Origin of the sequence: Aneurinibacillus soli, assembly GCF_002355375.1 — a bacterium.
Taxonomy (GTDB): domain Bacteria; phylum Bacillota; class Bacilli; order Aneurinibacillales; family Aneurinibacillaceae; genus Aneurinibacillus; species Aneurinibacillus soli.
The window spans coordinates 1,321,757-1,347,177 of record NZ_AP017312.1; the positions used below are offsets into that span (position 1 = coordinate 1,321,757).

At 47.8% G+C, this 25,421-nt stretch carries 23 protein-coding genes; all 23 read left to right on the forward strand.

The annotated features are described in order from the left end of the window. Positions 1 to 50: 50 nt before the first annotated feature. The 23 genes from hemW to CB4_RS06780 all read left to right on the forward strand — a co-directional run bounded on the left by hemW (position 51) and on the right by CB4_RS06780 (position 25,414). The gene (gene hemW / locus CB4_RS06665) at positions 51 to 1,205 is read left to right on the forward strand and encodes a radical SAM family heme chaperone HemW (RefSeq protein WP_096464298.1); all 1,155 of its coding nucleotides are present in this window, start codon (positions 51 to 53) and stop codon (positions 1,203 to 1,205) included. 72 nt (positions 1,206 to 1,277) lie between these two features. Further along, the gene (gene hrcA, locus CB4_RS06670) at positions 1,278 to 2,312 is read left to right on the forward strand and encodes a heat-inducible transcriptional repressor HrcA (protein WP_096464300.1); all 1,035 of its coding nucleotides are present in this window, start codon (positions 1,278 to 1,280) and stop codon (positions 2,310 to 2,312) included. 30 nt (positions 2,313 to 2,342) lie between these two features. Continuing rightward, a complete protein-coding gene (locus CB4_RS06675; protein WP_231956170.1) occupies positions 2,343 to 3,893 on the forward strand; it encodes a TCP-1/cpn60 chaperonin family protein in 1,551 nt (516 codons plus the stop codon). Positions 3,894 to 3,904: 11 nt separating this feature from the next. Continuing rightward, positions 3,905 to 4,456, forward strand: a complete 552-nt coding sequence (gene grpE / locus CB4_RS06680; protein ID WP_231956171.1) for a nucleotide exchange factor GrpE — start codon at positions 3,905 to 3,907, stop codon at positions 4,454 to 4,456. Positions 4,457 to 4,523: 67 nt separating this feature from the next. Continuing rightward, on the forward strand, positions 4,524 to 6,356 hold the full coding sequence (gene dnaK / locus CB4_RS06685) for a molecular chaperone DnaK (protein ID WP_096464306.1): 1,833 nt from the start codon (positions 4,524 to 4,526) through the stop codon (positions 6,354 to 6,356). A gap of 102 nt (positions 6,357 to 6,458) precedes the next feature. Continuing rightward, the gene (gene dnaJ, locus CB4_RS06690; protein WP_096464308.1) at positions 6,459 to 7,595 is read left to right on the forward strand and encodes a molecular chaperone DnaJ; all 1,137 of its coding nucleotides are present in this window, start codon (positions 6,459 to 6,461) and stop codon (positions 7,593 to 7,595) included. A gap of 57 nt (positions 7,596 to 7,652) precedes the next feature. Then, on the forward strand, positions 7,653 to 8,687 hold the full coding sequence (gene prmA, locus CB4_RS06695) for a 50S ribosomal protein L11 methyltransferase (RefSeq protein ID WP_096467659.1): 1,035 nt from the start codon (positions 7,653 to 7,655) through the stop codon (positions 8,685 to 8,687). Positions 8,688 to 8,701: 14 nt separating this feature from the next. After that, positions 8,702 to 9,436, forward strand: a complete 735-nt coding sequence (locus CB4_RS06700) for a 16S rRNA (uracil(1498)-N(3))-methyltransferase (protein ID WP_096464310.1) — start codon at positions 8,702 to 8,704, stop codon at positions 9,434 to 9,436. Between the two features lie 54 nt (positions 9,437 to 9,490). Continuing rightward, entirely contained in the window at positions 9,491 to 10,831 is a 1,341-nt protein-coding gene (gene mtaB / locus CB4_RS06705) for a tRNA (N(6)-L-threonylcarbamoyladenosine(37)-C(2))-methylthiotransferase MtaB (RefSeq protein WP_096464312.1), read from the forward strand. Positions 10,832 to 11,260: 429 nt separating this feature from the next. Next, a complete protein-coding gene (locus tag CB4_RS06715) occupies positions 11,261 to 12,862 on the forward strand; it encodes an ATP-binding protein (RefSeq protein WP_231956172.1) in 1,602 nt (533 codons plus the stop codon). Next, entirely contained in the window at positions 12,863 to 13,570 is a 708-nt protein-coding gene (locus CB4_RS06720; protein ID WP_096464316.1) for a response regulator, read from the forward strand. It begins immediately after the preceding gene. 120 nt (positions 13,571 to 13,690) lie between these two features. Then, the gene (locus CB4_RS06725; RefSeq protein ID WP_096464318.1) at positions 13,691 to 14,953 is read left to right on the forward strand and encodes a dicarboxylate/amino acid:cation symporter; all 1,263 of its coding nucleotides are present in this window, start codon (positions 13,691 to 13,693) and stop codon (positions 14,951 to 14,953) included. Positions 14,954 to 15,054: 101 nt separating this feature from the next. Then, positions 15,055 to 16,110 carry a DctP family TRAP transporter solute-binding subunit gene (locus CB4_RS06730; protein WP_157737833.1) on the forward strand — a complete coding sequence of 352 codons (1,056 nt, stop codon included), beginning with the start codon at positions 15,055 to 15,057 and terminating at the stop codon, positions 16,108 to 16,110. A gap of 32 nt (positions 16,111 to 16,142) precedes the next feature. Beyond that, positions 16,143 to 16,592 (forward strand): NUDIX hydrolase, encoded by a 450-nt coding sequence (locus CB4_RS06735; RefSeq protein WP_096464322.1) that lies wholly within the window; start codon positions 16,143 to 16,145, stop codon positions 16,590 to 16,592. Continuing rightward, positions 16,589 to 17,257, forward strand: coding sequence for a deoxyribose-phosphate aldolase (gene deoC, locus CB4_RS06740; protein WP_096464324.1), 669 nt, complete (start codon positions 16,589 to 16,591; stop codon positions 17,255 to 17,257). Before CB4_RS06735 ends, deoC begins: the two co-directional genes overlap by 4 nt. Next, positions 17,250 to 18,158, forward strand: coding sequence for a serine/threonine protein kinase (locus CB4_RS06745; protein ID WP_157737835.1), 909 nt, complete (start codon positions 17,250 to 17,252; stop codon positions 18,156 to 18,158). The genes deoC and CB4_RS06745 overlap by 8 nt, the downstream gene beginning before the upstream one ends. 363 nt (positions 18,159 to 18,521) lie before the next feature. Further along, a complete protein-coding gene (locus CB4_RS06750; protein ID WP_096464328.1) occupies positions 18,522 to 20,690 on the forward strand; it encodes a transcriptional regulator in 2,169 nt (722 codons plus the stop codon). A gap of 87 nt (positions 20,691 to 20,777) precedes the next feature. Then, positions 20,778 to 21,203, forward strand: coding sequence for a membrane-associated protease 1 (locus CB4_RS06755; protein ID WP_096464330.1), 426 nt, complete (start codon positions 20,778 to 20,780; stop codon positions 21,201 to 21,203). A 78-nt stretch (positions 21,204 to 21,281) separates the two neighbouring features. Beyond that, positions 21,282 to 21,725, forward strand: coding sequence for a J domain-containing protein (locus CB4_RS06760; RefSeq protein WP_096464332.1), 444 nt, complete (start codon positions 21,282 to 21,284; stop codon positions 21,723 to 21,725). 55 nt (positions 21,726 to 21,780) lie between these two features. After that, positions 21,781 to 22,365: an FHA domain-containing protein gene (locus CB4_RS06765; RefSeq protein ID WP_096464334.1), complete on the forward strand. Its 585-nt coding sequence runs from the start codon at positions 21,781 to 21,783 to the stop codon at positions 22,363 to 22,365. A gap of 37 nt (positions 22,366 to 22,402) precedes the next feature. Further along, positions 22,403 to 22,930 (forward strand): FHA domain-containing protein, encoded by a 528-nt coding sequence (locus CB4_RS06770; RefSeq protein WP_096464336.1) that lies wholly within the window; start codon positions 22,403 to 22,405, stop codon positions 22,928 to 22,930. Continuing rightward, the gene (locus CB4_RS06775) at positions 22,914 to 23,786 is read left to right on the forward strand and encodes a PP2C family protein-serine/threonine phosphatase (protein ID WP_231956173.1); all 873 of its coding nucleotides are present in this window, start codon (positions 22,914 to 22,916) and stop codon (positions 23,784 to 23,786) included. Before CB4_RS06770 ends, CB4_RS06775 begins: the two co-directional genes overlap by 17 nt. Then, complete coding sequence (locus CB4_RS06780) at positions 23,783 to 25,414, forward strand: PP2C family protein-serine/threonine phosphatase (protein ID WP_096464340.1); 1,632 nt, start codon at positions 23,783 to 23,785, stop codon at positions 25,412 to 25,414. Before CB4_RS06775 ends, CB4_RS06780 begins: the two co-directional genes overlap by 4 nt. The last annotated feature ends 7 nt before the right edge of the window (positions 25,415 to 25,421 follow it).

The following is a 25,421-nucleotide window of genomic DNA, read 5'->3' on the forward strand; positions in this document are numbered from 1 at the left end:
GGCATATGCTCGCTCTTTTTCTTCATTAGCAGAGAAAGAAGGGATGCTACATGACACGGGCCGTATACATTCACATCCCGTTTTGCACGAATAAATGCTATTACTGTGACTTCAACTCCTTCGTCACGAAAAATCCGCAATTGGTGTGGGATTATCTTGAAGCACTTGACCGCGAGATGGAACAGACCGTACATGACGTTCCACCGGAGGAAATCAGGACGATTTTTGTCGGGGGAGGTACGCCGACTTTTCTTGATGCGAAGCAGATGGAATTTTTTGTTTCATCTGTAGCGAAGCATTTTCCGAACCGGAGCGCAGACGTTGAATTTACGATGGAAGCGAATCCGGGCACAACCGATCCGGAGAAGCTTGCGATTATGCGGGCGGGCGGTGTGAACCGGATCAGTTTCGGGGTTCAGTCGTTTGACGATGCGTTGCTTGCACGCATTGGGCGTATTCACGACAGCGCACAAGTGTATCGCAGTCTGGCGCACGCCAGGGAAGCAGGATTTACGAATTTGTCGATTGACTTGATTTTTGGTCTGCCGGATCAGACGCCTGTGCTATTTAAGAAAACACTGGATGCTGCGTTTGCGCTTGATCTGCCACATTTTTCTTCCTACAGTCTTAAAGTAGAAGAAAACACGCTGTTCCATACGTTGTATGAAAAAGATAAACTGCCGCTTCCAACCGAAGAGGAAGAAGTAGTGATGTATGACATGCTTATGAATGAAATGGCGGCACATGGCTACCATCAGTATGAGATTAGTAATTTTGCCCGACCTGGATACGAGAGTCGCCATAATATGACGTATTGGCGTAATGAATCATACTATGGAATCGGAGCGGGTGCGCATGGGTATGTAAATGGAGAGCGGCATGTGAACGCAGGTCCGGTGCAGCACTATATTCAGCTTGCCGGGGAGCAGGGACTTCCGCGCATTGAACAGTTTGCAGTGACGCAGGATGAACAAATGGAAGACCATATGATTATGGGGTTGCGTATGATGAGTGGGGTCGATGAAGCTGTATTTTCCGAACGGTTTGGTGTGCCGCTTACCCATGTTTTTGGGGATAGTATGGCTGATCTAATCGAAATGGGCCTGCTTATGCGCGTAGACGGACGTGTGTGTTTGACGAAGAAAGGGATTCCGCTCGGCAACGAAGTTTTTGCAAGATTTTTGGGACTGGTTGACAAAGCATAACGTCGTTTGGTATTTTGAAAGTAAGCTTTTTAGCACTCGCCTTATCTGAGTGCTAACAAAGGAGGGGACAGCATGCTTTCGGAACGTCAGAAGTTGATTTTGCACGTCATTATTGACAATTACATTCGTTCCGCTGAACCTGTTGGGTCCCGGACGATTTCTAAGCGAGAAGATATTGGCTATAGCTCAGCGACCATTCGCAATGAGATGGCCGATCTGGAAGAGATGGGGTATCTGGAGCAGCCACATACGTCGGCGGGCCGTATTCCATCGAATAAAGGATATCGTTTTTATGTGGACCAACTTGCTTACATGCCGTCGATGCAGATAGAAGACGCCACGCATATTCGCAGGGCGTTTGCTGATCGGTTCTATGAACTTGAGCAGGTAATGAATCAGGCAGCGGCGATTTTGTCGGGTCTGACGAGTTACACATCGATTGTCCTTGGACATGAATTGAAAACAACGAAGCTTAAGACGCTACAAATTATCCCGCTTTCATTAGGATCGGCAGTTGCGATCTTAGTCACCGATACCGGACGGGTTGAGAACAAAATGATCTCTATTCCGGAAAGCATCCCGATGGAAGAACTAGAACGGGTTGTCAATCTGCTTAATTCGAGACTGCAAGGTGTGTCCATGCCAGAGCTGCGCCAGCGGTTGCATACAGAAGTGACGCGCGAGTTGAGCCGCTACTTGCAACGACATGAACAAATTATGGAAGTGCTTGAAGACGCGCTTGGCACAAAGCCGGAAGAGCAGATTGTACTCAAAGGGACAACCAACATTATGATGCAGCCGGAATTCCGGGATGTGGATAAAGTACGGGATATTCTCGCGATTTTTGAGCAAAATGATATGATGGTGCGCCTGTTTGATTCGCAACAGAGTGGCATTCAGGTGCGCATTGGAACGGAAAATCAGGAAGAAGCGGTCAGTGGATGCAGTATTATTACCGCCACCTACCATTTTGACGGCCTGCCAGTTGGCACCATTGGTCTGCTTGGTCCAACACGAATGGAATATGGCCGGGTGATAAGTATTTTGAGGGAACTGGCGGGGAACCTGACCGACGCGGTTGAAAGGTTTCATAAGCCGGGAACATAGTTCCCGGCCTATTCCATGAGCGAGAAGGGGATGCGCATGAGTTCACATCCGACTGAGGTGGGGGGAGCTGGCGATGAACGGCTCTCTACCCTGCTTCATAATATGCGTGCTGTGCAGGCAGTTGCGAGTTCAGTAGAGGGGACAATCGGGCCGAAAGGGCTTGATACGATGCTGGTCGGAGAGGACACGGTCATTATTACGAATGACGGGGTTACGATTCTCGAAGAGATGGAAGTGAAGCACCCGGCAGCTCGTCTGCTGATCGGGCTTGCACGTTCGCAGCAGCAGGAAGTGGGGGATGGTACTACGACAGCGACGCTGCTTGCAGCGGCACTGGTGACAGAAGCGGTAGCACAAGTACAGCGTGGTGTGCCTGTAACTCGCATTATTACCGGGATGGAATACGGCATCGCAGAAGCCGTGCGTTTCCTCGGTGAACAGGCGCAGGCGGTGGCGGATTTTACAGACGAGAGGCTGTATCATATTGCGAGCATTGCGGGCCGGGGGCAAGCAGACATTGCACAGCTCGTTATAGAAGGTGCACATGTGATCGGTCTGGATAAAATGCTTGAGCCTGACTTTGTGTTCAGTGAACTTATCACGGCACAAGAAGGGGCCGGAAATGAAGTGCTTCCAGGTGTATTACTACATCAACATCCGCTTGCTCGTGAAATGCCGACCACCGTAGATGGTGTAAAGCTGTTAATTCTAAATGATGCGTTGGGACCGGAGGAGATTGATGATGAGGCACTCGGCACGGAGGTCGGGTTTCAGCGTTACCTGGAGTTGAAGGAAGAATACCGGCACAATCTGGAGAAGTTGCTTTCGCTTGAGGTGAATGTGATCGTGCTTGATCGCAGCTGTGATAGCATGGCGGAAGAATTTTGTCTGGATCATGGCATTCTTGTGCTTCAGCGTGTGCAGAAGTCGGAGCGGGAGCGGCTCTCGCTTCATACGGGTGCACGCTCTCTAAAGCGCACGGCACTTGGGAAACCTATAAAAGAGCTTGCGCGTTCGCTCGGCCATGCGGAAAAACTTGTGTACGACGAATCGCTTGAGCAGGTGCGTGTAACAGGTGGAGTCGGTGTTTCGGCAGCGACGATGATTGTTGGAGCCTCTACCCGGGAAGTCGTAGGCGAGCGCGAGCGTATTGCCCGGGATGCGGCAGCCGCGGTTCAAGCTGCCTTACGGTCGGGTTATTTACCGGGCGGTGGCAGTATGGAACTGTTTGCATCCCGCCATCTTGAAGCATGGCGCCACACCATTGAGGGTTTAGAAGCATTCGGAGTAGATGTAGTGGCTTCGGCACTGCGAAGTCCGCTTGCTCAGATGATTCGCAATGCTGGCTTCAGTCCACTTGAGAAAGTGGAGCAGATCAAGGCAGTACAGGCGAAAGAAGATAGCGGCAGCATCGGACTTGATTTTGGCACTGGAGAATGTGCGGATATGCTCGAAGCTGGCGTCGTCGATCCGGCCCTTGTCAAACTGCATGCGCTCAAAACAGCAGGAGAAGTCAGCCGCGCGATCTTGCGCATACATACGATTATCCGCAAAAAATCTTCGTACAGTGAGGAAGAATAGGAGGAAGTTGCGTGACTGAAGAAAATAAACAGACGGAAGAAGTAATAGAAGAGACAGAGGCAGTCGAGACGGAAGTAGTGGACATGGAAGAAGTGGTAGATGATAATAGCCCTGAAGCACAAATTGCACAGCTTCAAGCTGAAAAAGATGAGATGTACAACAAATTCCTGCGTACGCAGGCGGATCTCCAAAATTTCCGTACTCGCGTTAACAAGGAAAAAGAACAAATGCTTACGTACTCATCTCAGCGTGTGATCGAAGCATTGCTCCCGGTTGTGGATAACTTCGAGCGTGCGATGACCGCAAGCCAGGGAAGCGGTGATGCTGAAGCGCTCGCGCAAGGTGTTGAGATGGTGTTCCGCCAGCTGCAACAGGTGCTTGAACAAGAAGGTGTCACGACTGTCGCAGGTGTCGGTTCTCCATTTGACCCGAACATGCACCAGGCGGTTATGCAGGAAGAAAGCAGCGAGTACGAATCAGGCGTCATCATCGAAGAGTTCCAAAAAGGCTACAAGCTAAAGGACAGAGTCATTCGTCCATCCATGGTTAAGGTGAGCTCTTAATAGCCACCGATACATCTAGTGTTTACATTTTACATTTCTATATATATCGAAAGGTTGGGGACTATATATGTCTAAAGTAATCGGGATTGACCTTGGTACAACTAACTCTTGCGTAGCAGTTATGGAAGGCGGCGAGCCAGTCGTTATTCCAAATCCGGAAGGCAACCGCACGACTCCATCTGTAGTCGCATTCAAAAACGGCGAGCGCATCGTCGGCGAAGCAGCGAAGCGTCAGGCGATCACAAACCCGGATAACACAGTAAGCTCTATTAAACGTTACATGGGTACAAACCATAAAGAAACACTCGAAGGCAAAGACTACACGGCGCAAGAAGTATCGGCAATGATCCTGCAAAAGCTGAAAGCAGACGCAGAAGCATACCTTGGTGAAACGGTAACACAGGCGGTTATTACGGTTCCAGCATACTTCAACGACAGCCAGCGCCAGGCAACAAAAGATGCGGGTAAAATCGCAGGTCTTGAAGTACTGCGTATCGTGAACGAACCGACAGCAGCAGCTCTTGCATATGGTATGGATAAAGAAGAAGATCAGACGATTCTTGTATACGACCTTGGCGGCGGTACATTCGACGTATCGATCCTTGAGCTCGGCGATGGCTTCTTCGAAGTAAAAGCAACAAGCGGCGATAACAAGCTCGGCGGTGATGATTTTGACCAGGTCGTCATTGATTACCTCGTGAGCGAATTCAAAAAAGAAAACAGCATCGACCTGTCGGCTGACCGCATGGCGATGCAACGTCTGAAAGATGCAGCGGAGAAAGCGAAGAAAGACCTCTCCGGTGTTCTGACTACGACAATTTCCCTGCCGTTCATCACAGCAGATGCGACAGGACCAAAACACTTAGAAATAAACTTGACTCGTGCAAAATTCGAAGAACTGAGCGCACGCCTTGTTGAGCGCACAATGGAGCCGACTCGCCGCGCTCTCGCAGATGCAGGCATGAGCCCGTCTGATCTGGATAAAGTTATCCTTGTCGGTGGTTCTACTCGTATTCCTGCGGTACAAGAAGCGATTAAGAAGTTTACAGGTCAGGAACCGCATAAAGGCGTAAATCCAGACGAAGTGGTAGCTCTTGGTGCAGCCGTTCAAGCGGGCGTGCTGACTGGCGATGTGAAAGACGTTGTTCTGCTTGACGTAACTCCGCTTTCACTTGGTCTTGAAACAATGGGTGGCGTTATGACAAAGCTGATCGAGCGCAACACAACGATTCCGACAAGCAAATCACAAGTGTTCTCAACAGCTGCTGACAACCAGACAGCTGTAGACATCCATGTGCTTCAGGGTGAGCGCCCGATGGCATCTGACAACAAAACACTTGGACGCTTCCAGCTTGGCGATATTCCACCGGCACCACGCGGCATCCCACAAATCGAAGTGACATTCGACATTGATGCCAACGGTATCGCAAACGTATCTGCGAAAGACTTAGGTACGGGCAAAGAGCAGAAGATTACAATCACAGCATCTTCCGGCTTAAGCGATGACGAGATCAACCGCATGGTACAAGAAGCAGAGGAAAATGCGGAAGCAGACAAACAGCGCAAAGAGCAAGTAGAGCTGCGCAACGAAGCAGACCAGCTCGTATTCATGACAGAAAAAACAGTTAAAGACCTTGGCGATAAGGTTGAACAGGCTGAGATCGATAAAGCAAACGAAGCGAAAGACAAGCTGAAAGCCGCACTCGAAGGCAGCGACCTCGATGCGATCCGTACAGCAAAAGATGAACTGCAAGAAATCGTTCAGCAACTTTCCGTTAAGCTGTATGAGCAAGCGGCTCAACAGGCACAGGCAGCGGAAGCGACAGAAGGCGGTGCTGCGAAAGCAGATGATGTCGTAGACGCAGATTACACGGTTGTAGACGAAAAAGACAAGAAATAAGCAGGACGAAAGGAGTCAAAGTCAGGGCAACTTGGCTTTGACTTTTTTTCGCAACCTGTTATGATTGAGGCTATGAATTAAATCGTGCGGGAGTGGACATAGATGAGTAAACGCGATTATTATGAGGTGCTCGGCGTCGCGAAATCAGCTTCGGAAGACGAGATAAAAAAAGCGTACCGCAAGCTCGCCCGCCAGTATCATCCGGACGTAAATAAAGAGCCGGATGCGGTAGAGAAGTTTAAAGAAGTGAAGGAAGCGTATGATGTTGTAAGCGATCCGCAGAAGCGGGCGCAATACGACCAGTTTGGCCATGCTGCGGGACAGCAAGGCGGTTTTGGCGGTGGCGGGGCTGATTTCGGCGGCTTTGGCGATATTTTTGATATGTTTTTCGGTGGTGGAGGCGGCGGCGGACGACGTAATCCGAATGCACCACGTCAGGGGAACGATCTGCAGTATACGATGTCGATTAGCTTCAAGGACGCGTATTTTGGCAAGGAAGACGAGATCGAGATCCCAAAAGAAACAACCTGCTCGAAGTGTGATGGTTCCGGTGCTGAGCCAGGTACAAAAGTTGAAACATGTCCGACATGTAACGGTGCCGGTCAGCAGGACGTGGTACAAAATACACCGTTCGGGCGTGTAGTCAACCGTCGTCCATGCCCGTCTTGTAAAGGCAAAGGCAAGTTTGTGCCGACCAAGTGCAGCAAATGTCAAGGTAGCGGCAAGGAGACGATTCGTCGTAAAATCCGCATCAACATTCCAGCCGGTGTAGATGATGGCATGCAGATGCGTATTTCTGGCGAAGGCGAACTCGGGGTAAACGGCGGACCACCGGGAGATTTGTATGTTGTATTCCGCGTGAAGCGTCATGACTTCTTCGAGCGGGATGAAGACAACTTGTTCTGCCAGATTCCGATTACATTTGCTCAGGCGGCGCTCGGTGATGAGATCGAGGTGCCGACAATGGAAGGCAAAGTCAAAATGAAAATTCCAGCAGGTACCCAGACCGGCAAGACGTTCCGCCTGCGCGGACACGGCATGCCGCGGGTGAACCGAGGTGGAGCAAAAGGGGATCAGCATGTCAAGGTAACCGTTGTTACACCGACTAAGCTGAGCGACCGTCAGAAGGAATTGCTGCGTGAGTTTGCTGAACTTGGTGGGGAAGAAACACATGCGGCAGGTAGTGCGGAGAAGACACTGTGGGATCGATTTAAAAATATGATGCGCGGCGATGTGTAGTCTGCTACATCTTATACGATAGAACGGGATAGCAATGAGAGGATGGGAAAAGATACAATGAAATGGTCGGAAATTAGCATTCATACCGCCGAGGAAGCGGTCGAAGCGGTTGCGAACATTCTGCATGAAGCCGGTGCAACAGGAGTTGTGATTGAAGACCCGGAGATTTTGCAGCGTCAGTGGGAAGATAAATTCGGGGAAATTTATCAATTATCGGAGAAAGATTATCCGGAAGAAGGCGTCATTGTTAAAGCGTATCTTCTCGTGAACAGCTATCTCGGAGAAACAGTCGATCAAATCAAAGAAGCGGTCAACAATCTTGCCCTGTATGATATCGAGGCAGGACCGGGAACGATCTCGCTTGCCGAAGTACGGGAAGAAGAGTGGGAGACCGCCTGGAAGAAATATTATAAGCCGGTTGAAGTGTCAGATCGGATTACGATTACCCCAACGTGGGAGGAATATAAGCCGAAGCGTGAGGATGAGTTGATCATTGAGCTTGATCCGGGCATGGCGTTTGGTACAGGCACACATCCGACGACGGTGCTGTGTATCCGGGCGCTTGATGAAGCGATCAAAGGCGGCGAGACAATCATTGATGTCGGCTGTGGCACAGGTGTGCTTGCCATTGCGGCGGCAAAACTTGGTGCTTCGTCCGTGCAAGCACTTGATCTTGATGAAGTGGCCGTGCATTCTGCCCGCATCAATGTGAAGCTTAATCATACAGCGGAGCAGGTTAGTGTCGATCAGAACAATCTGCTTGACGGGGTAGAAGGCCCGGTTGATATCGTGGTCGCTAACATCCTGGCGGAAGTCATCGTTCGCTTCGTAGATGATGCGACACGGGTGCTCAAACCAGGTGGTCGCTTCATTACATCCGGCATTATCACTCTCAAAGAAGAAGAAGTGAAGCAGGCGATGGAGTCGGCAGGATTCCGTATTATCGAGTCTCATTATATGCATGACATGTATGATAGCGAAGACGACGGTGCGCATTATCCGTCAGGTGATACAGTGGCGCCGCCGACGATTCTGGATCGGACGGCGATCACATCCGGCTGGGTATGTATTATCGCTGAAAAACTGGCGTAGCGGAGGAGTTAAATATGCAGCGTTATTTTGTAGAACCGATGCACATGCGAGAGCAGGAGGTCACCATTACAGGTGACGATGTGAACCACATCGTGCGCGTGATGCGAAGCCGTATCGGGGATGAAGTAATTTGCTGCAACGGTCAGGGGCGCGATGTGCGCGGCACGATTGAGGCGATTGAGCCGGATGCTGTGCATATCCGCATCCTGGAAGAAGGCTTGAAAAATCGCGAACTTCCGGTGCAAGTTACCATTGCCCAGGGATTGCCTAAAGGTGATAAAATGGAATGGGTCATTCAGAAAGGCACTGAGCTCGGTGCTTTTTCTTTTTGCGCGTTTACATCAAGCCGGACCGTTGTGAAGCTCGATACGAAAAAAGAAGCCAAGCGTCTGGAGCGCTGGCAAAAAATCGCTAAGGAAGCGGCTGAACAGTCGCACCGAAGCGTAGTACCGCATATCGGGAATGTGCAGAGCTGGCGCGAGTTGCTTGCATCTGCATCGGGTTTCCATTATGCTGTACTTGCATATGAAAAAGAGGAAAGTGCCACGTTTGGTCGTGTGCTGGCGGACATGCCGCCTGGATCAAAACTGCTTGTTGTCATTGGCCCGGAAGGTGGATTCGATGAGAAAGAAGTAGCAGAAGCAGAAGCGGCAGGCTTTGCCGCTGTGTCGCTTGGCAAGCGCATCCTGCGGGCCGAGACAGCCCCGCTGTACGCGCTATCTTGTGTGTCCTATCGATTTGAACAATAAAACTCGGTTTCGTTTCATCGGGTGATTTTTACTAGAGTAAGGAGTTGGGGAAGCATGCCAACTGTTGCGTTTCATACCCTTGGATGCAAAGTAAACCATTATGAGACGGAAGCGATCTGGCAGTTATTTAAGGATGCTGGATATGAAAAAACGGATTTTGAGCAAAAATCCGATGTATATGTCATTAACACGTGTACGGTAACGAATACAGGCGACAAAAAAAGCCGCCAGGTCATTCGCCGGGCGATTCGCCGCAATCCGGACGCTGTCGTAGCAGTAACAGGCTGCTATGCGCAAACGACGCCGCATGAAATTATGGCGATTCCAGGTGTGGATATTGTCGTCGGAACATCGGGCCGTGAGCAATTGACTGATTATGTGAATCAGTATTTGCAGGACCGTCAGCCGATTAATGCGGTATCGAACATCATGAAAGCACGCGAATACGAAGAACTCGATGTACCAGAGTTTACAGACCGCACACGTGCCTCACTGAAAATTCAGGAAGGCTGTAACAACTTCTGTACATTCTGCATCATTCCGTGGGCACGTGGCCTGATGCGTAGTCGTAAGCCGGAGAGTGTCGTTGAACAGGCGAACAAGCTTGTCGCGGCGGGCTACAAAGAAATCGTGCTGACCGGCATTCACACCGGCGGTTATGGAGAAGATCTCGAAGACTATAATCTCGCACGTCTGCTGCGTGACCTTGATACGAAAGTACCGGGCCTCGCACGCATCCGAATTAGCTCCATTGAGGCGAGTCAGATTACGGATGAAGTGATCGAGATCTTGAATTCGTCGGATAAAATGTGCCGCCATCTGCACGTTCCGCTGCAAGCTGGCAATGATCACGTATTAAAACGCATGCGTCGTAAATATACGACAGACGAATACCGCGCGACGATTGAGAAGCTGCACCAGGCGCTTCCAGACGTAGCGATTACAACAGATATTATTGTAGGATTCCCAGGTGAAACCGAAGAGATGTATGAGAACGGCTTCCGTTTCATCGAAGAGATGAAGTTCGCTGAGTTGCACGTCTTCCCATATTCGAAGCGCAGCGGCACACCAGCTGCACGTATGGAAGATCAAGTAGATGAAGAGATCAAAAACCGCCGTGTACACGAATTAATTGAGCTGTCGAACCGAATGGCAGTTGAGTACTCAAGTAAATTTGTCGGTCAGGTGCTTGAAGTCATTCCAGAAGAGCCGTACAAAGAAGCACCAGATAGTGGTCTGTATGTCGGTCATGCCGATAACTATCTCAAACTGGTATTCCCGGCGAATGAGTCACTTGTCGGCAAGATCTGTATGGTGCGCGTGGACGAGCCAGGCGCAGAAACGTGCAAAGGCACATTCGTGCGTGTACTGAGCGAAGAAGCGCTTCAGGCATAAGCAGAGAAGCTGTCCTAAGAGCCAGAACATGGCGAATGGGACAGCTTTTTGTTGTAGAATCGAAAGCGTGGTGGTGAGGGAGTGGGAGAAGGAAGGAGCCGTTCGCTTCAGTACGCTTGCAGGGAAGCTCAGCCTCTTGATCTTGCTTGATGATTTTTATCCAAAGTGTGCTAGGAGCGGGAGCGGGTGGGGCAACGGAACGCTTGTACGCGCTCCCCAGCGGAAGGGGCCAGATGAACGGGCCTTTGCCCACAATACTTCGATGCGAATACATTGTGGGCTTTCTTTTGTGGGCGAGTTTATCTGGTACCTGAAGCGGACAGTTCCCACTTCTCCGTAAGCGTACCGAAGTGACGAGGTTCCATCCGATTCCGCTCCTCCACCATACTTTGGATAAAACCTCCACCAAGAAAAACGAGGGGGAATTAAATGCGACTGGATAATTGGCCGATTCGCTGGAAGATCACACTGCTGGCATTCGGTATCGTGCTCTTTTCCTTGCTTATGGGGACGATGATCCTCATCGGAAAAATCGTAACGGTTAAAGTAGAGGACGTAAGCGACCGCTCGCTTCTCATCGCGAAAGTGACTGCCCAGATACCAGAGATCAAGCGATTAGTGGAATCCGGTGATCCTAATCGTGTCGTTCAGAAGCTAGTCGAGCAAGTACGGGCCATTTATGGAGCCGATTATATTGTTGTCGTCAATATGGACGGCGTGCGCTTGTCGCATCCACTTGAGAACCGGATTGGTACACGGTTCCCGATAAACCAGGCGGCGAAACCTGCGTTCGCAGAACACGTATATGTCGATCAGGTACAGGGCGATCTAGGGGACGGCGTACGGGCATATGCGCCAATTATGAACGATGAGCATCAGCAAGTCGGGGTAGTGATGGTCGGCAATACAGTGCCGCCACTTATCGCGATTTTGCATGATTTGAGCGGCGAGATGGTGCTGATCTTATCACTGACACTTTTCTTTGGGATTTTCGGAGCGTATTTGCTAGCAAGCCATATTAAGCAGCAGACATTCCAACTTGAGCCGCAGGAGCTAGCTCGGACGATTGATGAACGGACTGCTGCCTTCCATGCGATTCATGAAGGCATTATCGCGATTGATGAGCAGGAACGCATCACCGTTATTAATGAAGCAGCCAAGCGCATGCTTAAGGTGCACGTGGAAGCAGTGGGTGAGAATATTCGGGATGTCATTCCAGACACGCGGCTGCCAGAAATTCTGGAGCTTGGCTATCCGCTTTATAATCGCCAGTTCTATATTGGTGATACGCTCATCGTGAGCAACCGGGTCCCGATTCAGGTGAAAGGTAAGACAAAAGGGGCGCTTGCCATCTTTCAGGATAAAACAGACGTAACACGTATGGCAGAAGAACTAACAGGTGTTAAATCATTCGTGGATGCGCTGCGTGCCAAAAACCATGAACATAGCAACAAACTCCATACGATCGCCGGGCTTATTCAGCTTGGCAAAGATCAGGAGGCACTTCGTTATATTTTCCAGCTCGATGAAGAACAGGAGAATGTCGCGCACTACATCGGAGACCGGATTCAAGACGTGAATCTGATGGGGCTGCTAATCGGCAAAATCAGTCGGGCCAAGGAACTCGATATTACTCTGCACATTGATCCGTACAGTGAATTCCGTCGGTTCCCACAGGATGTGACGTATCATGATCTTGTCATCATCATTGGCAACCTGATTGAGAATGCGTTTGATGGGCTTGCAGAAGTAACCGATCGAGAGAAAAAAATTGATGTCTCGATTGTACAGGACGACAGCTATGTTATTATCGAAACAGACGATAATGGAATCGGCATCCCGGAAGAGGTGCGACGCTATATTTTTGAGAAAGGCTTTTCCACCAAGCAAAAAGATGAACGGGGCATTGGGCTATATCTTGTTTCGTCCATTGTAGAGCGGAGTGGAGGCGAGATTGAAGTAGACAGTAGCGCAGGCTTCGGAACGTGGATACGTGTTACGCTGCCGATGGAGCGGAAGGAGGAAGAGTAGATGAGCAAGCCAATCGAAGTACTGCTTGTAGAAGATGACCCGATGGTGCAGGAGATTAATCTGTCTTTTATTGAACGTGTGGAGGGGTTTGCCGTGACGGGAGTAGCCCGTAACGGAGAAGAAGCATTAGAGAAAATAAAAGAACGGACTCCTGATCTTGTTATTCTTGACCTGTATATGCCGGGCAAGGGAGGGCTTGAAACGCTGCGAATGATTCGCCGGGATGAACAAGATGTGGATGTAATTGCTGTGACGGCAGCCAATGACCGCGAGACCGTTTTACGTGTGATGCGGCTTGGAGCGGTCGACTATATATTTAAGCCCTTCCAGTTTGAACGCATTCAGGCATCACTTGTGCGTTACCGGGAACAGTTCTTGTGTAAGCAGTCTTCGGCTACTTTTTCCCAGACGATGTTTGACCGTATATATGAGAATGCTACGTCGAGTACGGCAGGTAGCACGGTACGGGATGGAGCAGAATTGCATTATCCGAAAGGGATTCAGGCGTTTACGCTTCAGCAGGTAACAGATTGTCTGCGGCAGTCCGATCGGGGGATGTCGGCTGAGGAGATCAGCCAGTTGATCGGGATGTCCCGCGTTACCGTTCGTCGTTATCTTGAGTATTTGGAATCAGTTGAGCAGGCGAGGTCTGTGATGAATTACGGCACGGTTGGCCGTCCGATGAAAACATATGTCTGGCTTGCATGAACAAAAAGAACAAAACGTTTAATAAGTACGCAAACTTTTCCTCTCTCCCTGCAAGCGTTATCATGAATCTATCAGAAAACGACAGATAATGATGAATATTTGCAAAGGGGAGTATACTGTATGAGAATTACAAAAAACTTGACGTTTCAAGTTCTCGTAGCGATTGTGCTTGGTGTTATCGTAGGGCAAGTATGGCCCAAATTCGGACAAGATATGAAAGTGGTCGGTGAGACATTCATCAACCTGATTAAGATGGTAATCGCTCCGATTATCTTCCTGACCATTGTCATCGGCATTTCGAGCATGGGTGATATGAAAAAAGTCGGTCGTGTGGGCGGTAAAGCACTTTTATACTTTGAGGTTGTAACAACGTTTGCACTTTTCATTGGTATTATCGTAGCGAATCTAGTAAAACCGGGTGCCGGTCTTGATCCGGAAAAACTGAAAAAAGGCGACATCGCGAAATATGTAGACAGTGCAAAAGATATGGACTGGGTGCAATTCTTCACGCACATCGTTCCGTCTAACGTATTTGAAGCATTCGCGAAAGGCGATATTCTGCAAATTCTTTTCTTCTCCGTACTGTTCGGCCTTGGTCTGACGATGCTTGGGGATACAGGAAAACCAGTGATTAGCTTCTTTGATAAGCTGTCCAAAATTTTCTTCAACATACTTGGTATGGTGATGAAGCTTGCTCCGATCGGTGCTTTTGGAGGGATGGCGTACACAATCGGTAAATTCGGGATTGCGACATTGAAACCGCTCAGCATGCTGATGGTGAGTGTATATGGAACGATGTTTCTGTTCGTGTTCGTCGTCCTTAACATTATCGCCAAACTGTATGGCTTTAGTCTGTGGAAATACTTGAGCTTCATAAAAGAAGAACTACTCCTTGTTCTCGGTACATCGTCTTCCGAGTCTGCACTGCCGGGCATGATGAACAAGATGGAGCGTTTTGGCTGTTCGAAGCCAGTAGTAGGTCTTGTCATCCCGACTGGGTATTCGTTCAACCTTGATGGTACGACGATTTATCTGTCTATGGCGACAATCTTTTTAGCACAGGTCTTCCATGTTGATCTGAGCATTGCTCAGCAGTTGACCATTATTGCGATCCTGATGCTTACCTCTAAAGGTGCAGCAGCTGTAACAGGCGGTGGATTCATCGTCCTTGCTTCTACACTGACAGCGATGCAGGTCATTCCAATTGAAGGTCTGGCACTTTTGCTTGGTGTAGACCGCTTCATGTCTGAAGCGCGTGCGATCGTTAACCTCATCGGGAACGGTGTAGCGACAATTGTTGTGGCGAAGAGTGAGAAAGAGTTTGATGAATCGAAGCATCAGGAAGCGCTTGTCGAAATGGCGCAGCCGAAGCTGAGTGCATAATATTTTCTGTAATCGTTTAGAGCGTGGACAGGCTGTTGTCCACGCTTTTTTGTGCTATGATACACGCAAAGGATTTTTCAGAGAAAAAAGGTGAAAACAGCATGAAGTCGCTTCGCTGGCTTATTGTATTTCTTATATCCGGTCTTGTACTGTCGATTGGAGTAGGATTTGGCTTTAGCTTTACGATGCAGAAGCCGAAATATGAAGATGAAGAACAGGCAGGACTCAACCAGAAAGTCATCATTCGATTCAGCCATGTGGTAGCGGAGAGTACGCCGAAAGGTCTGGCGGTTGCTCGCTTTGCTGAGCTTGTTCGTCAGAAAACAAACGGCATGGTCGAGATTCGTGTATATCCGAATGCTACTTTGTATAACGACGCAACAGAATTTGATGCGCTCCAGCAGGATCAGGTGGAGATGATTGCGCCTGCCACATCGAAGCTATCCGCTCGCTATCCAGCGTGGATGGTGATGGATTTGCCGTATGCGTTTCGGGATGAGCGTATGGTTGGTGAAGCGATGGATGGTCCGCTTGGGAAGCTTTTATTTCAAGCGATTAATGATCCGAATGTGAAAGGTCTTGCACTGTGGGACAATGGATTTAAACAAATGACGTCGAATGAGCCGCTACGCAATCCGGATGATTTCAAGGGGAAGACATTCCGGATTATGGCGAGTCCGGTGCTGCGTTCACAATTTGCAGCATTGGGTGCACAGGCAGAGAGTTACGGTTTTGATGATCTGTACCGGCAATTGGAGATGGGAAGTGTAGAGGGAGAAGAAAATACACTGTCTAATATTTACAGCAAGCGACTTTATCAGGTGCAGAAGCATATGGACGTTAGTAATCACGGGTATTTGGGTTATATTGTATTAATAAACAAAACAACCTGGAATCGGCTATCGGAAAAACAAAGGCAGGCCATTCAAGAAGCAATGGCAGAGACGACTGCCTGGGTACGCCATTATGCACATGATATTAACAACCGGGCATTGACAGAGATGAAGGACCGTCATCTTATGACAATTCATATGCAGACTGATGCGGAGAAAAAGGCCTGGAAAAAGGCGGTTTCTCCTCTGTATGATCAGTATAAAGACATAATTGGGGAACAGGTGCTGGCAGAATGGCAGAAGCTGAACAGTCGCCCACAGTAGTTAAAAAACGCTTTTGTAAGGAGGAATACTTGATGGCAAAAGAGATTTCGGCAGGAGGCGTAGTATACCGCAAGACAGAGGAAAACCAGATTGAACTGATGCTAATTGAAGATCGATATATGAAAATATCGCTTCCGAAGGGCAAACAGGAACCGGGCGAGACGATGGAAGAGACGGCGTTGCGGGAAATAAAGGAAGAGACAGGCATTCATGGTAAGGTCGTGAAGCCGCTAGAGACAATCTACTACAACTACTATAATCCGAAGATCGGTGCCATCAAGAAAGAAGTACATTACTATCTAGTAGAGGCAATGTCCGGTGTACTTACACCACAGCTGGAAGAAATCAAAACGGTAGCCTGGATGACACCGGATAAAGCATGGACGAGGCAGCGAGAAAGCGGATACCACAATAATATTTCCGTGCTTATGAAGGCATATCGCTTGCTTGGCATTGCAAATGGTCAGGAGGGGATCGGATGAAGCGGGAACTCGCGTTGTATATTGACCATACGCTGCTTGCGCCAGAAGCTTCTGCGGCGCAGATTGATCGGTTGTGCCAGGAGGCACGTGAGCACGGGTTTTATGCGGTATGCATCAATCCGTACTGGGTGCGCCGTGCGAAGCAGGAACTTGTAGGAAGCAATGTGAAAGTGGCTACTGTAATCGGGTTTCCGCTGGGGGCTGCTGTAACAGAAGTTAAAGCGTTTGAAGCGGCGAAAGCAGTGGAAGATGGAGCAGATGAATTGGATATGGTATTGAATATCGGAGCGCTGAAAAGCGGAGAAGATGAAGAAGTACGCCGTGACATTGCCGCTGTCGTGGCGGCAGCGGCCAGCCGTCCGGTGAAAGTAATTATCGAGACCGGACTGCTTACAGAAGCGGAAAAAGTACAGGCCTGTCGCCTGAGCGAGGAAGCGGGCGCACAATTTGTCAAGACGTCTACCGGCTTTGGTCCGGGAGGTGCTACTGTAGAAGATGTCGCGCTCATGCGCCGCACAGTCGGAGACACGGTATCTGTCAAAGCATCAGGTGGTGTGCGCACATATGAAGCGGCTAAAGCGATGATTCGGGCAGGCGCGGACCGAATTGGTACAAGTAGTGGGATTGCCATTGTTTCTAGCGCGGAAGGAGATGGCGGTGCGTGAGCGAGAGGCAGGACTGAAGAAAAATACGATTGTAAAAAATACGTATCAAATTAAAAAAGCCATTTCCTGCAGTGATCTTTCGATCGTATACATTGGACGCCACATCATGAGCAAAGAATATTGCATCATTAAGGAATGGTTTCCAAGACGATTGGCCCTACGAGACCTCGATCACCGAACGCTCCTATGTCGTCTTCCGTCCCTCAAACAGAAATACGAGGAATTGAAAGCGTCATTTTTCCGAGAGGCACGTATTCTGAAAGAAATACAACACCGGAATATTGTTACGTATATGGACCATTTTGAGGAGAACGGTACAGGATACATTGTGACGGAATATTGCCGAGGGCGAACATTGGATCAATACATACAGCAAGCAGATAGCCATTGCCTGGCAGATTTCTTCAAACATATCTTGCTGCCATTACTGGATGTTGTCCATTTTCTTCACAAAAAAGGCATCCTTCATCGTGACATAAAGCCAGCAAATATTGTACGTACAAAAGACGGTCAGTTGAAGCTTCTGGATTTCGGTTCGGCGGTGCACTATACATCTGCCGATCGATACGAGATTTTTACGACAACAGGGTTTTCACCATTGGAATTTTATTCAGCACGAAGCCGACAGCGTGCATATTCAGATATATATAGTCTGTCGGCTACTATTTATTATTGCCTGAGCGGGAAGCCGCCTCTTGATGTAGCACAGCGAATGATTGAAGATAACCTCGTAGCGATTAAGGATCAGAATGGGAAGGTATCATCTTTTTTCTCTTATATTGTGATGAAAGGATTAGCCGTTGATTATCGCAGACGGACTTTATCGCTCTCTCTTTTGCGTACAGCTGCTGTAGCTGAGTACATATTCTTGAAAACAAAAAGTTTTAAAGCGGGACTTTAGACCTTATTTATTTTTATAGGATAGCCTTTGACCATGTAGGTCAAAGGCTATTTTGTTTTCATTTACAAATTTCAACAAATTCCTTTTGTGAAATTTGTATTTTTTTGTATTGTTTATTTCTGGGTATTACCTCCTATTGTTTATTCATGGACTACTATTTTATAACCAAAAATACATATAAATGTAAAAATAGGATGATGAAACTGGAGTTATATGGTATGATACAGGATTTATTTTTATTTTTTGTATAATAAAGGTAAAATAGAGAAAAAAGCACTAGAGAAATATCTGGATTTTTATTCTATATTTTTCTATGTGAGTATTTAACTGTATATTATGTCGGAAAGCAGAGGGGAAAAGCTTATGGAAATTATCCATCAGACGAACCGAACGATTTTGTTCGAAGAAATCAATCCGGAAAAGCTTGATCTCATAACGATTGTTGGAGATGTAAAAGGAATTGATAGTTTAAGTGACGACAAAATTAAAGAGATTAACGAAACTCTCGTAGTAAAAAGCTTTGACGAATTTTTGGACAAGTTTTCGCCCACGGTATATTCGTTCTATAACGCAGCAAATCAGAAAGTTATGTATACGCTCAAAAAACCGGAAGGCATCGCAGCCAGTGCAATATCTGAAATCAGCGTTGATCAGAATAATGATTTCCTCAAAATGCTCTTCACGCTTATTGATACAAAAAGAATTCAGGGAATTCCGAATGTTGATTTTAAATTCGAGAATTTACTCGATATGATCTCTCCTAAAAAAGTAATGGATGACATCCGGCAGGTGCGGAAGGAAATCCATTATTTGTACGGACAGTATGATCAACTCGATGAGGGTGATCCGAAAAAGCTTGATATGGGTGATAAGCTCAACAACATGTTTGAAGATGCCAGCCGGAACTATAACAATGTAATGGCCATGCTGCCACTGGCAATTGATGATATCAAAACACGGCTACTGCTCGGAGCCGGTCAGGAAGAAAACCAGTCAGAAGCGGTTACAATCGGCATGCTGAGCATTGGGGACAACGGGGAATTAAAAATCATCGAAGCTCCTAAGAATGAAAATGCAGAACTGATGATTGTGGACCAGAATGGAAGCGGAGGGCTAGCCACTGTTTTCGAGGAAGATTATGAAGCCGTTACAGACACATCGTCCTCTTATGTGAAAGACCTTGTTGTACGGACATTTTGCCCATTACCTGCCGTACGGAATGAGGTTGATGTAGAAACAGAAATCCAGAACTACAATACGTATCTGGAATTCTATAAAAATTCCAAGGACGACTTCGTAAAAACAGTGAAGCCATTGGTGGAAAAACTGCTTGGTGTCAAAATGTTCTTCGATCAGTATGCAACGAAAAACAAAGGCATGGTACCATCGCTTCTCATTACGAATGCGAAACTTGATATGACAGTGAAAAGCAATAACATTCCACGATTGGAAACGTATCTGAACACAGTAAACTCGAAAAACGATTTTACAGATACCATCTGGTTTGGAATCGTGCCAGCTGTTGAGCTGGAGCATTCCGGGAATGCAAAAGTAAGTCGTGAACGCTTCAAAGGAAATCAGAAGACTGTCAAGCAAGATGGAAACACGATGGAATCCCTGTCCATGCTGCTGCATGTTGTCAAAGATTATAAAATTCAGATTTTCTTTAACTTTATAGCGGGAGAAGAAACAACCTTCAATACGATGGCAACATCAGGCATTGATAAATATATGGATAAATGTGCGGTTCTGCTTCGCAAGGACTACAGTGAATTTGCCATACCATGCATGCCTAATTTCACGATTATTCCGAAAGATAAATCCGGTGTGGTCATCGATAGCCGAATGCTGCAAACCGAAGACGGAGTCAAAATCTCGCAGGAAAAAGAAGATATCTTGAAACTGTGGATTGAAGGGGTATATGTCGGAGCTAGCTATGTAGCAGCCGGGCTCGTGGCTGCCTACCAATGTCCAGAATTCTTAAAAGAAGCATTCCGTAATATCAGCCGGGAATACCCGGGGGTGCGCTTCGATATCGAAGGTGGAGACAACGGTCTGCGTGTCGTGACAACGATGGCAAAAGAAATCTCTGGGTTCACCAATAGCATTAAGGATGCCATTAATCGTCGAAACTTCGGATTTGTCTTCTCGTCTGAAAATGCGCAGGTACAAGGCAAAGACGTCAAGCGAATTACCGTGTATAAAGCACGAAGCATGGCGATGACGGAAGATGGATTCGATTCGATCTATAAAACGCTCGTCAGCACATACGTCGAGCGCCTGCTTCGCTTCCAGACAGGTGACTTCAAACACGATAATATCGTGCGGTTCTTCAGCAACAATCCGAGCAGTCAGAAGAGCAAGTGGCTGAACGCAAAAGGATTTATGAACTCGATTATTCATGACGGAGATGATATGAACTACGTCATCGATGAGAAGAGTAACTTGTGCCATATCGATCTTGTATTTAACGGCAACGTGAAGAACCTTGAAGTTACCATTACAAAAGGGACTGCTGCAGCTAAAGCGTAGCCCTTCATATCTTGGTGTTAAAGGATGCTCTTATGAGCATGCCTTTTACATAAATATATCAAGCACAATTCTAAGGAGGTCATTGCAATGGGTTTCAAACTCCACATAGAAGGAGCCGAAACAATCGAGCTAGGAATGGACAACATCATGACGGTAACATACGAAACAGATACACCGGATGATTCAAATGCACGATCCACAGATGTGGGTGCGCTACTCAAAATTACAGGTAAGATCATCACAGCAACAGATGGCGATAACGCTGACGATACAATGAAGCTTGCGCTGTGGTCACTCGTTCCGGCTGAGAAAGCCGATTGTTACCGCAAAGCTACGCTTGAAGTGATTGCGGCGGATCAAGTAATCCGGAAAATTCACTTCCCGAATGCATTCGTAGTTGATTATGTGGAACGATACGGGGATACCGAGGGTGTAGGTACCTTCACATTGTTCATCAAGCAGAAAAAAGACAAAACAGAAATGGCCAAAATCGAAGGCGGCTACGGGGTCTAACGGTACCGGCATTTCACACAAAAGAGGGGTTTCCGGGAATGTTCCTGGAATTCCCTCTATCTATAAAGGATGGAAACGATGAAAAATTACTATGAGATTCTGGGAGTTTCTAGACAGGCTTCCCCGGATGAGATCAGAAAAGCATACCGCAAGCTGGCTAAGCGGTATCATCCCGATGTTAATGGTGGAAGCAGCAAAGCAGAAGCAATGTTTAAAGATGTGAACGAGGCGTACCGGACATTGCATGATGAATCACTTCGGCAAGCATATGATGATCGGTTTGATGGAAGTAAGAAGAATCCGAACACCGACTTTACAGGCAGCTCAAGCAGCAGAACAGAATCCCGTCAATCTTCCCGTGCCGATCAGGGGTTTGATATGGAGGATGTGGGGAAAAGCTTTGAGCGCTTTTTTGGTTTTAATCCCAAAACAAAGGAACGGGTATCTCACGACAAGAAAGCAGATAATCCCTTTGATACAACAGATTTGTTTGAGCAATTTTTTCGTGTTAAGAAAAAGTAACTGCGCATCACAAGATGCCGGGTGTGCGGCGTACGTAGAAACGGAGGCATGAAACATGAAACAGAAAGCCAGCTTTTGGCTGCGTACAGGTACAACGGATGTTGGCACGGAGCGAGCACGCCAGATTAAGATAGTGGACCGTATGATTTTGATTGTGATACTAGCTGCACTCATCTACATCTATTTTATAAACGAACATACTGGAATCAAAATTGTAGCAACACTCTTTTTGTTGGCTCTGCTTGCGGTATATGCCGTGAGAAAATATGAATATATCGAGGATCAGGAAGAAATCAGCAGCAAAATTACGAAGCTTGTTCTCTTGGATGAAGAAGGGGGACATGTACACGAGTGGCCGATCCAGGGGATGACCTCTCTATTAATCGGCAAAAGCTCAAAGCAAAACGAAGTAGATATCGATCTATCGGAAACCGAATATGCATCGCTCATCAGTAAGCAGCATGCCGTACTGAATTATTCTGCCGGCTGCTGGTATATCGAAGACATCGATTCGAAGAACGGGACTGGAATTCAGAAAGCTCATACCGATCAAAAAAGCAAGTTGCAGGATCATTCACCGCATCCGATTGGTGCCGGGGATACGATTTACATAGCGAATACACGAATCATGCTTACATAAGAAGTTTTGACTCAAAGTAGACGGGGGAATGAATGAGATGAGTTTGGCACGATGCGCAAATGGACACATGTTTAGTACAAGAAAACACGGCAGCACATGCCCCTATTGCAATATCTCGGTAGAAGCAGGCGCGAAGAATGAAGGAAGAAGAATGATGATGGCAGAGGAAGATGAGAAAACGATGCCATATCTCGGGGAAATGGAAGGAATCGAGCCGGTTACTGGCTGGCTTGTTTGCATAGAAGGACCACAGCTTGGTCAGGATTATCGCATTATGGCAGAGAAGAACTTTATCGGGCGGGCGGAAGAGATGCATATTCAGATTATTGGTGATAATGCCATCTCAAGGCGAAATCATGCGGTGATCGTCTACGATCCGAAAAAACGGAACTTTTATTTACTGCCGGGAGACGCCTCCGGTCTTGCTTACCACAATAACGAAGCGGTGTACTCTCCGGTAGAGCTAACCGCGTATGACGTACTAGAGCTTGGCAGAAGTAAATTCATTTTCATTCCATTGTGCGGTGCTCACTTCGAGTGGGAAGGCAATGGCGGTACCGAGTGATAAACATAATGGGAAAGCAGGAGTCAGGATGGGCATGATCGGTGTGTTTATCATTATTCTTCTTGTTTTATGGTACATAAGGCAGCGCCTGCTGGTGGAGGAACCGAAGCGGAAGCTTCAGATTGGGAATGGACAAACGATTGGCAGGCGTGCGGAACAGGATGATTATTTCGCAACTGCGACAACTCCACTTGGCACGATAGCCGTGCTTGCTGATGGAATCAGTGGACTAGCCAATGGTAGGCTGGCCAGTACGATAGCGGTAGATGTATTCATTCAGGAGTTCAGCAAGCTGACTAGCCTCGAACAGATCGAGAGTTTCTTTGCCCGCGCCTCTCGTCTAAGCAACAGTGAGATTATCCACACGCTTCGCGGAACGAAAGGGGGAACAACGATTGTAGCGGCAGTAATCGCAGACGGCTACTTGTACTGGGGAGCGGTCGGCGACAGTCTGATCAAGATTTTTCGCAATCAGGACTTCATAACTGTGAATCAGAAGCATGTACTGCAATCGGTGCTGCATGAACAATATCTGGCCAGACAGATCACAAAGCAGGACGTACTCGATAACCCGCTGAAGCACAGGTTAATCAATTACATCGGATATGAAGGCTTTAAAAACATCGAAATCGGCCAGCAGCCGCTTGCTTTGTACAAAGGTGATAAAGTCATTTTGTGCAGCGACGGTGTGTACAACAGCATGACAGAAATCGAGATGGCATACATTCTTGCGGAAGCTGATTCTCCGTATGATGCAGCACAGGACATTATTGAAGTCATTGACTGTAAAAAACTACGGAATCAGGATAACGCAACGATTGTCATTGTAGAAGATGGAGAGCAGGGATACGGATGAGAAAAGACAACAGTGAGTTTCAGACATCCTTTCTGTCTGAGGCCGGTACATTGCTGACAAATAAAGACTACTTCGCCTTTATCGAGCTCGATGGCAAAGCCTGCTGGGTGCTGGCACAGGGGCTGGATTCGGACCGGGAGATCGAAAGCGCGGAGCTTGCGGTCAAAAGTGTACTCGGGAACTTCATGAACCGACCTACTATGTCGCGGTTCAGAATTAAGAAATACATACAACAGGCGCACCGCTTGCTGCAGGAGGAGAGCGTGCGGGTGCGGCTCAAAGCGAGTCTGATTATGGTTGTCACCGACTATTCCAGAATGATCTGGGCCGGGGCAGGCAATGCGCGGATGTATCACTTTCGCAATGGGCTGTTGAATCTCCGCAGCAAGGATCAAAGTCTGGCACAGATGATGGCAGATCGGGAAGAAATCTTCCCGGACAAAGTTGACGAACATGAAGAACGAGGCAACTTGCTAGAATACCTGGGCAAGCCGGATGAGTTCAAGCCGTTCGTATCCCCGAAATACAAGCTGGCAGACGGAGATGTGATTCTGCTTGGCACATCTGGACTGTGGCAGGAAGTAAATAACAGTGAAATGCTTGATGCGACAGAAGAAGCACAGGACCCCGCACAGCTCGTCGATACACTCGAAGAAGTCTTGCTAAGCAAGCAAAAGCAAACCGTACAAAATTATACAGCGGCTGCTATTTTCGTCAAGAAAGTATACAAAGAAGACCCAACGAAAAAAATCAGACTCATCAAGCGAATTGCCCTCATCCTGTTTGTTTTGCTACTGACAGGCGGTGGGGCTCTCGTGTACCACATAAAAGCAGCAGAACGTCAAGCAGAAGCGGTAGCGAGTATGCTGGAACATGACAAGAATGGAGATGCTTTCATACAGGATGGGGAGTATGCGAAAGCTCTGAAAGAATACAGCGAGGGACGGAATGCCGCAATCAGAATTCAGGACAGAGTACATAGCCAACTGATCGGCAAAAAGCTGAATATAACCGGGCTGATTACAGATGGTGACACGTTTGTTAAAGATGGCGAATACACAAAAGCGATCAGCAAATATGAAAAAGCAAAAAAGGCGATGGAAGGTCGCAAAGACTTTAATGAAAAAGAGCTGGATGAGAAGATAAACAACTGTCGTTCTTTCGCTCAAATTTTGGGGTGGTTGAAAAACGGTGACATGAAAGCGGAAAAGCAAGATTACGTAGGTGCTAGAACCCTCTACCTGAAAGCTAAAAAAGCTGCGGTTGCCGCTTCCTTTGCAAACGGTGAAAAAGAAGCGAAGACAAAGCTGGAGGAAGCCGAAGGGAAGCTGGCTGATCTTGAACGAGAGAAGAGGCAACTTGATGCCGAGAAGCTAGAGCAGAAGGGAGACAAATGCCTGGCAGAAGAAGACTTCAAGGGAGCAATCCAGTCGTATTCCCTCGCCCAGGAAGTGTATCAAGGGATCGATATGCTAGAAAAAGTGCTAGGCATGGAGCGGAAAATTACAAAAGCAGAAGAAAAGCTTAATCCGGTTCCAAAGGGAGAAGCACCGGTAGCGGAAGCCGCCCAGGAACCACCGCCTGCACCAGCAAGCCCTACGCCAGCTGCAAAGGGAGGATCCAAGTAAAATGTCC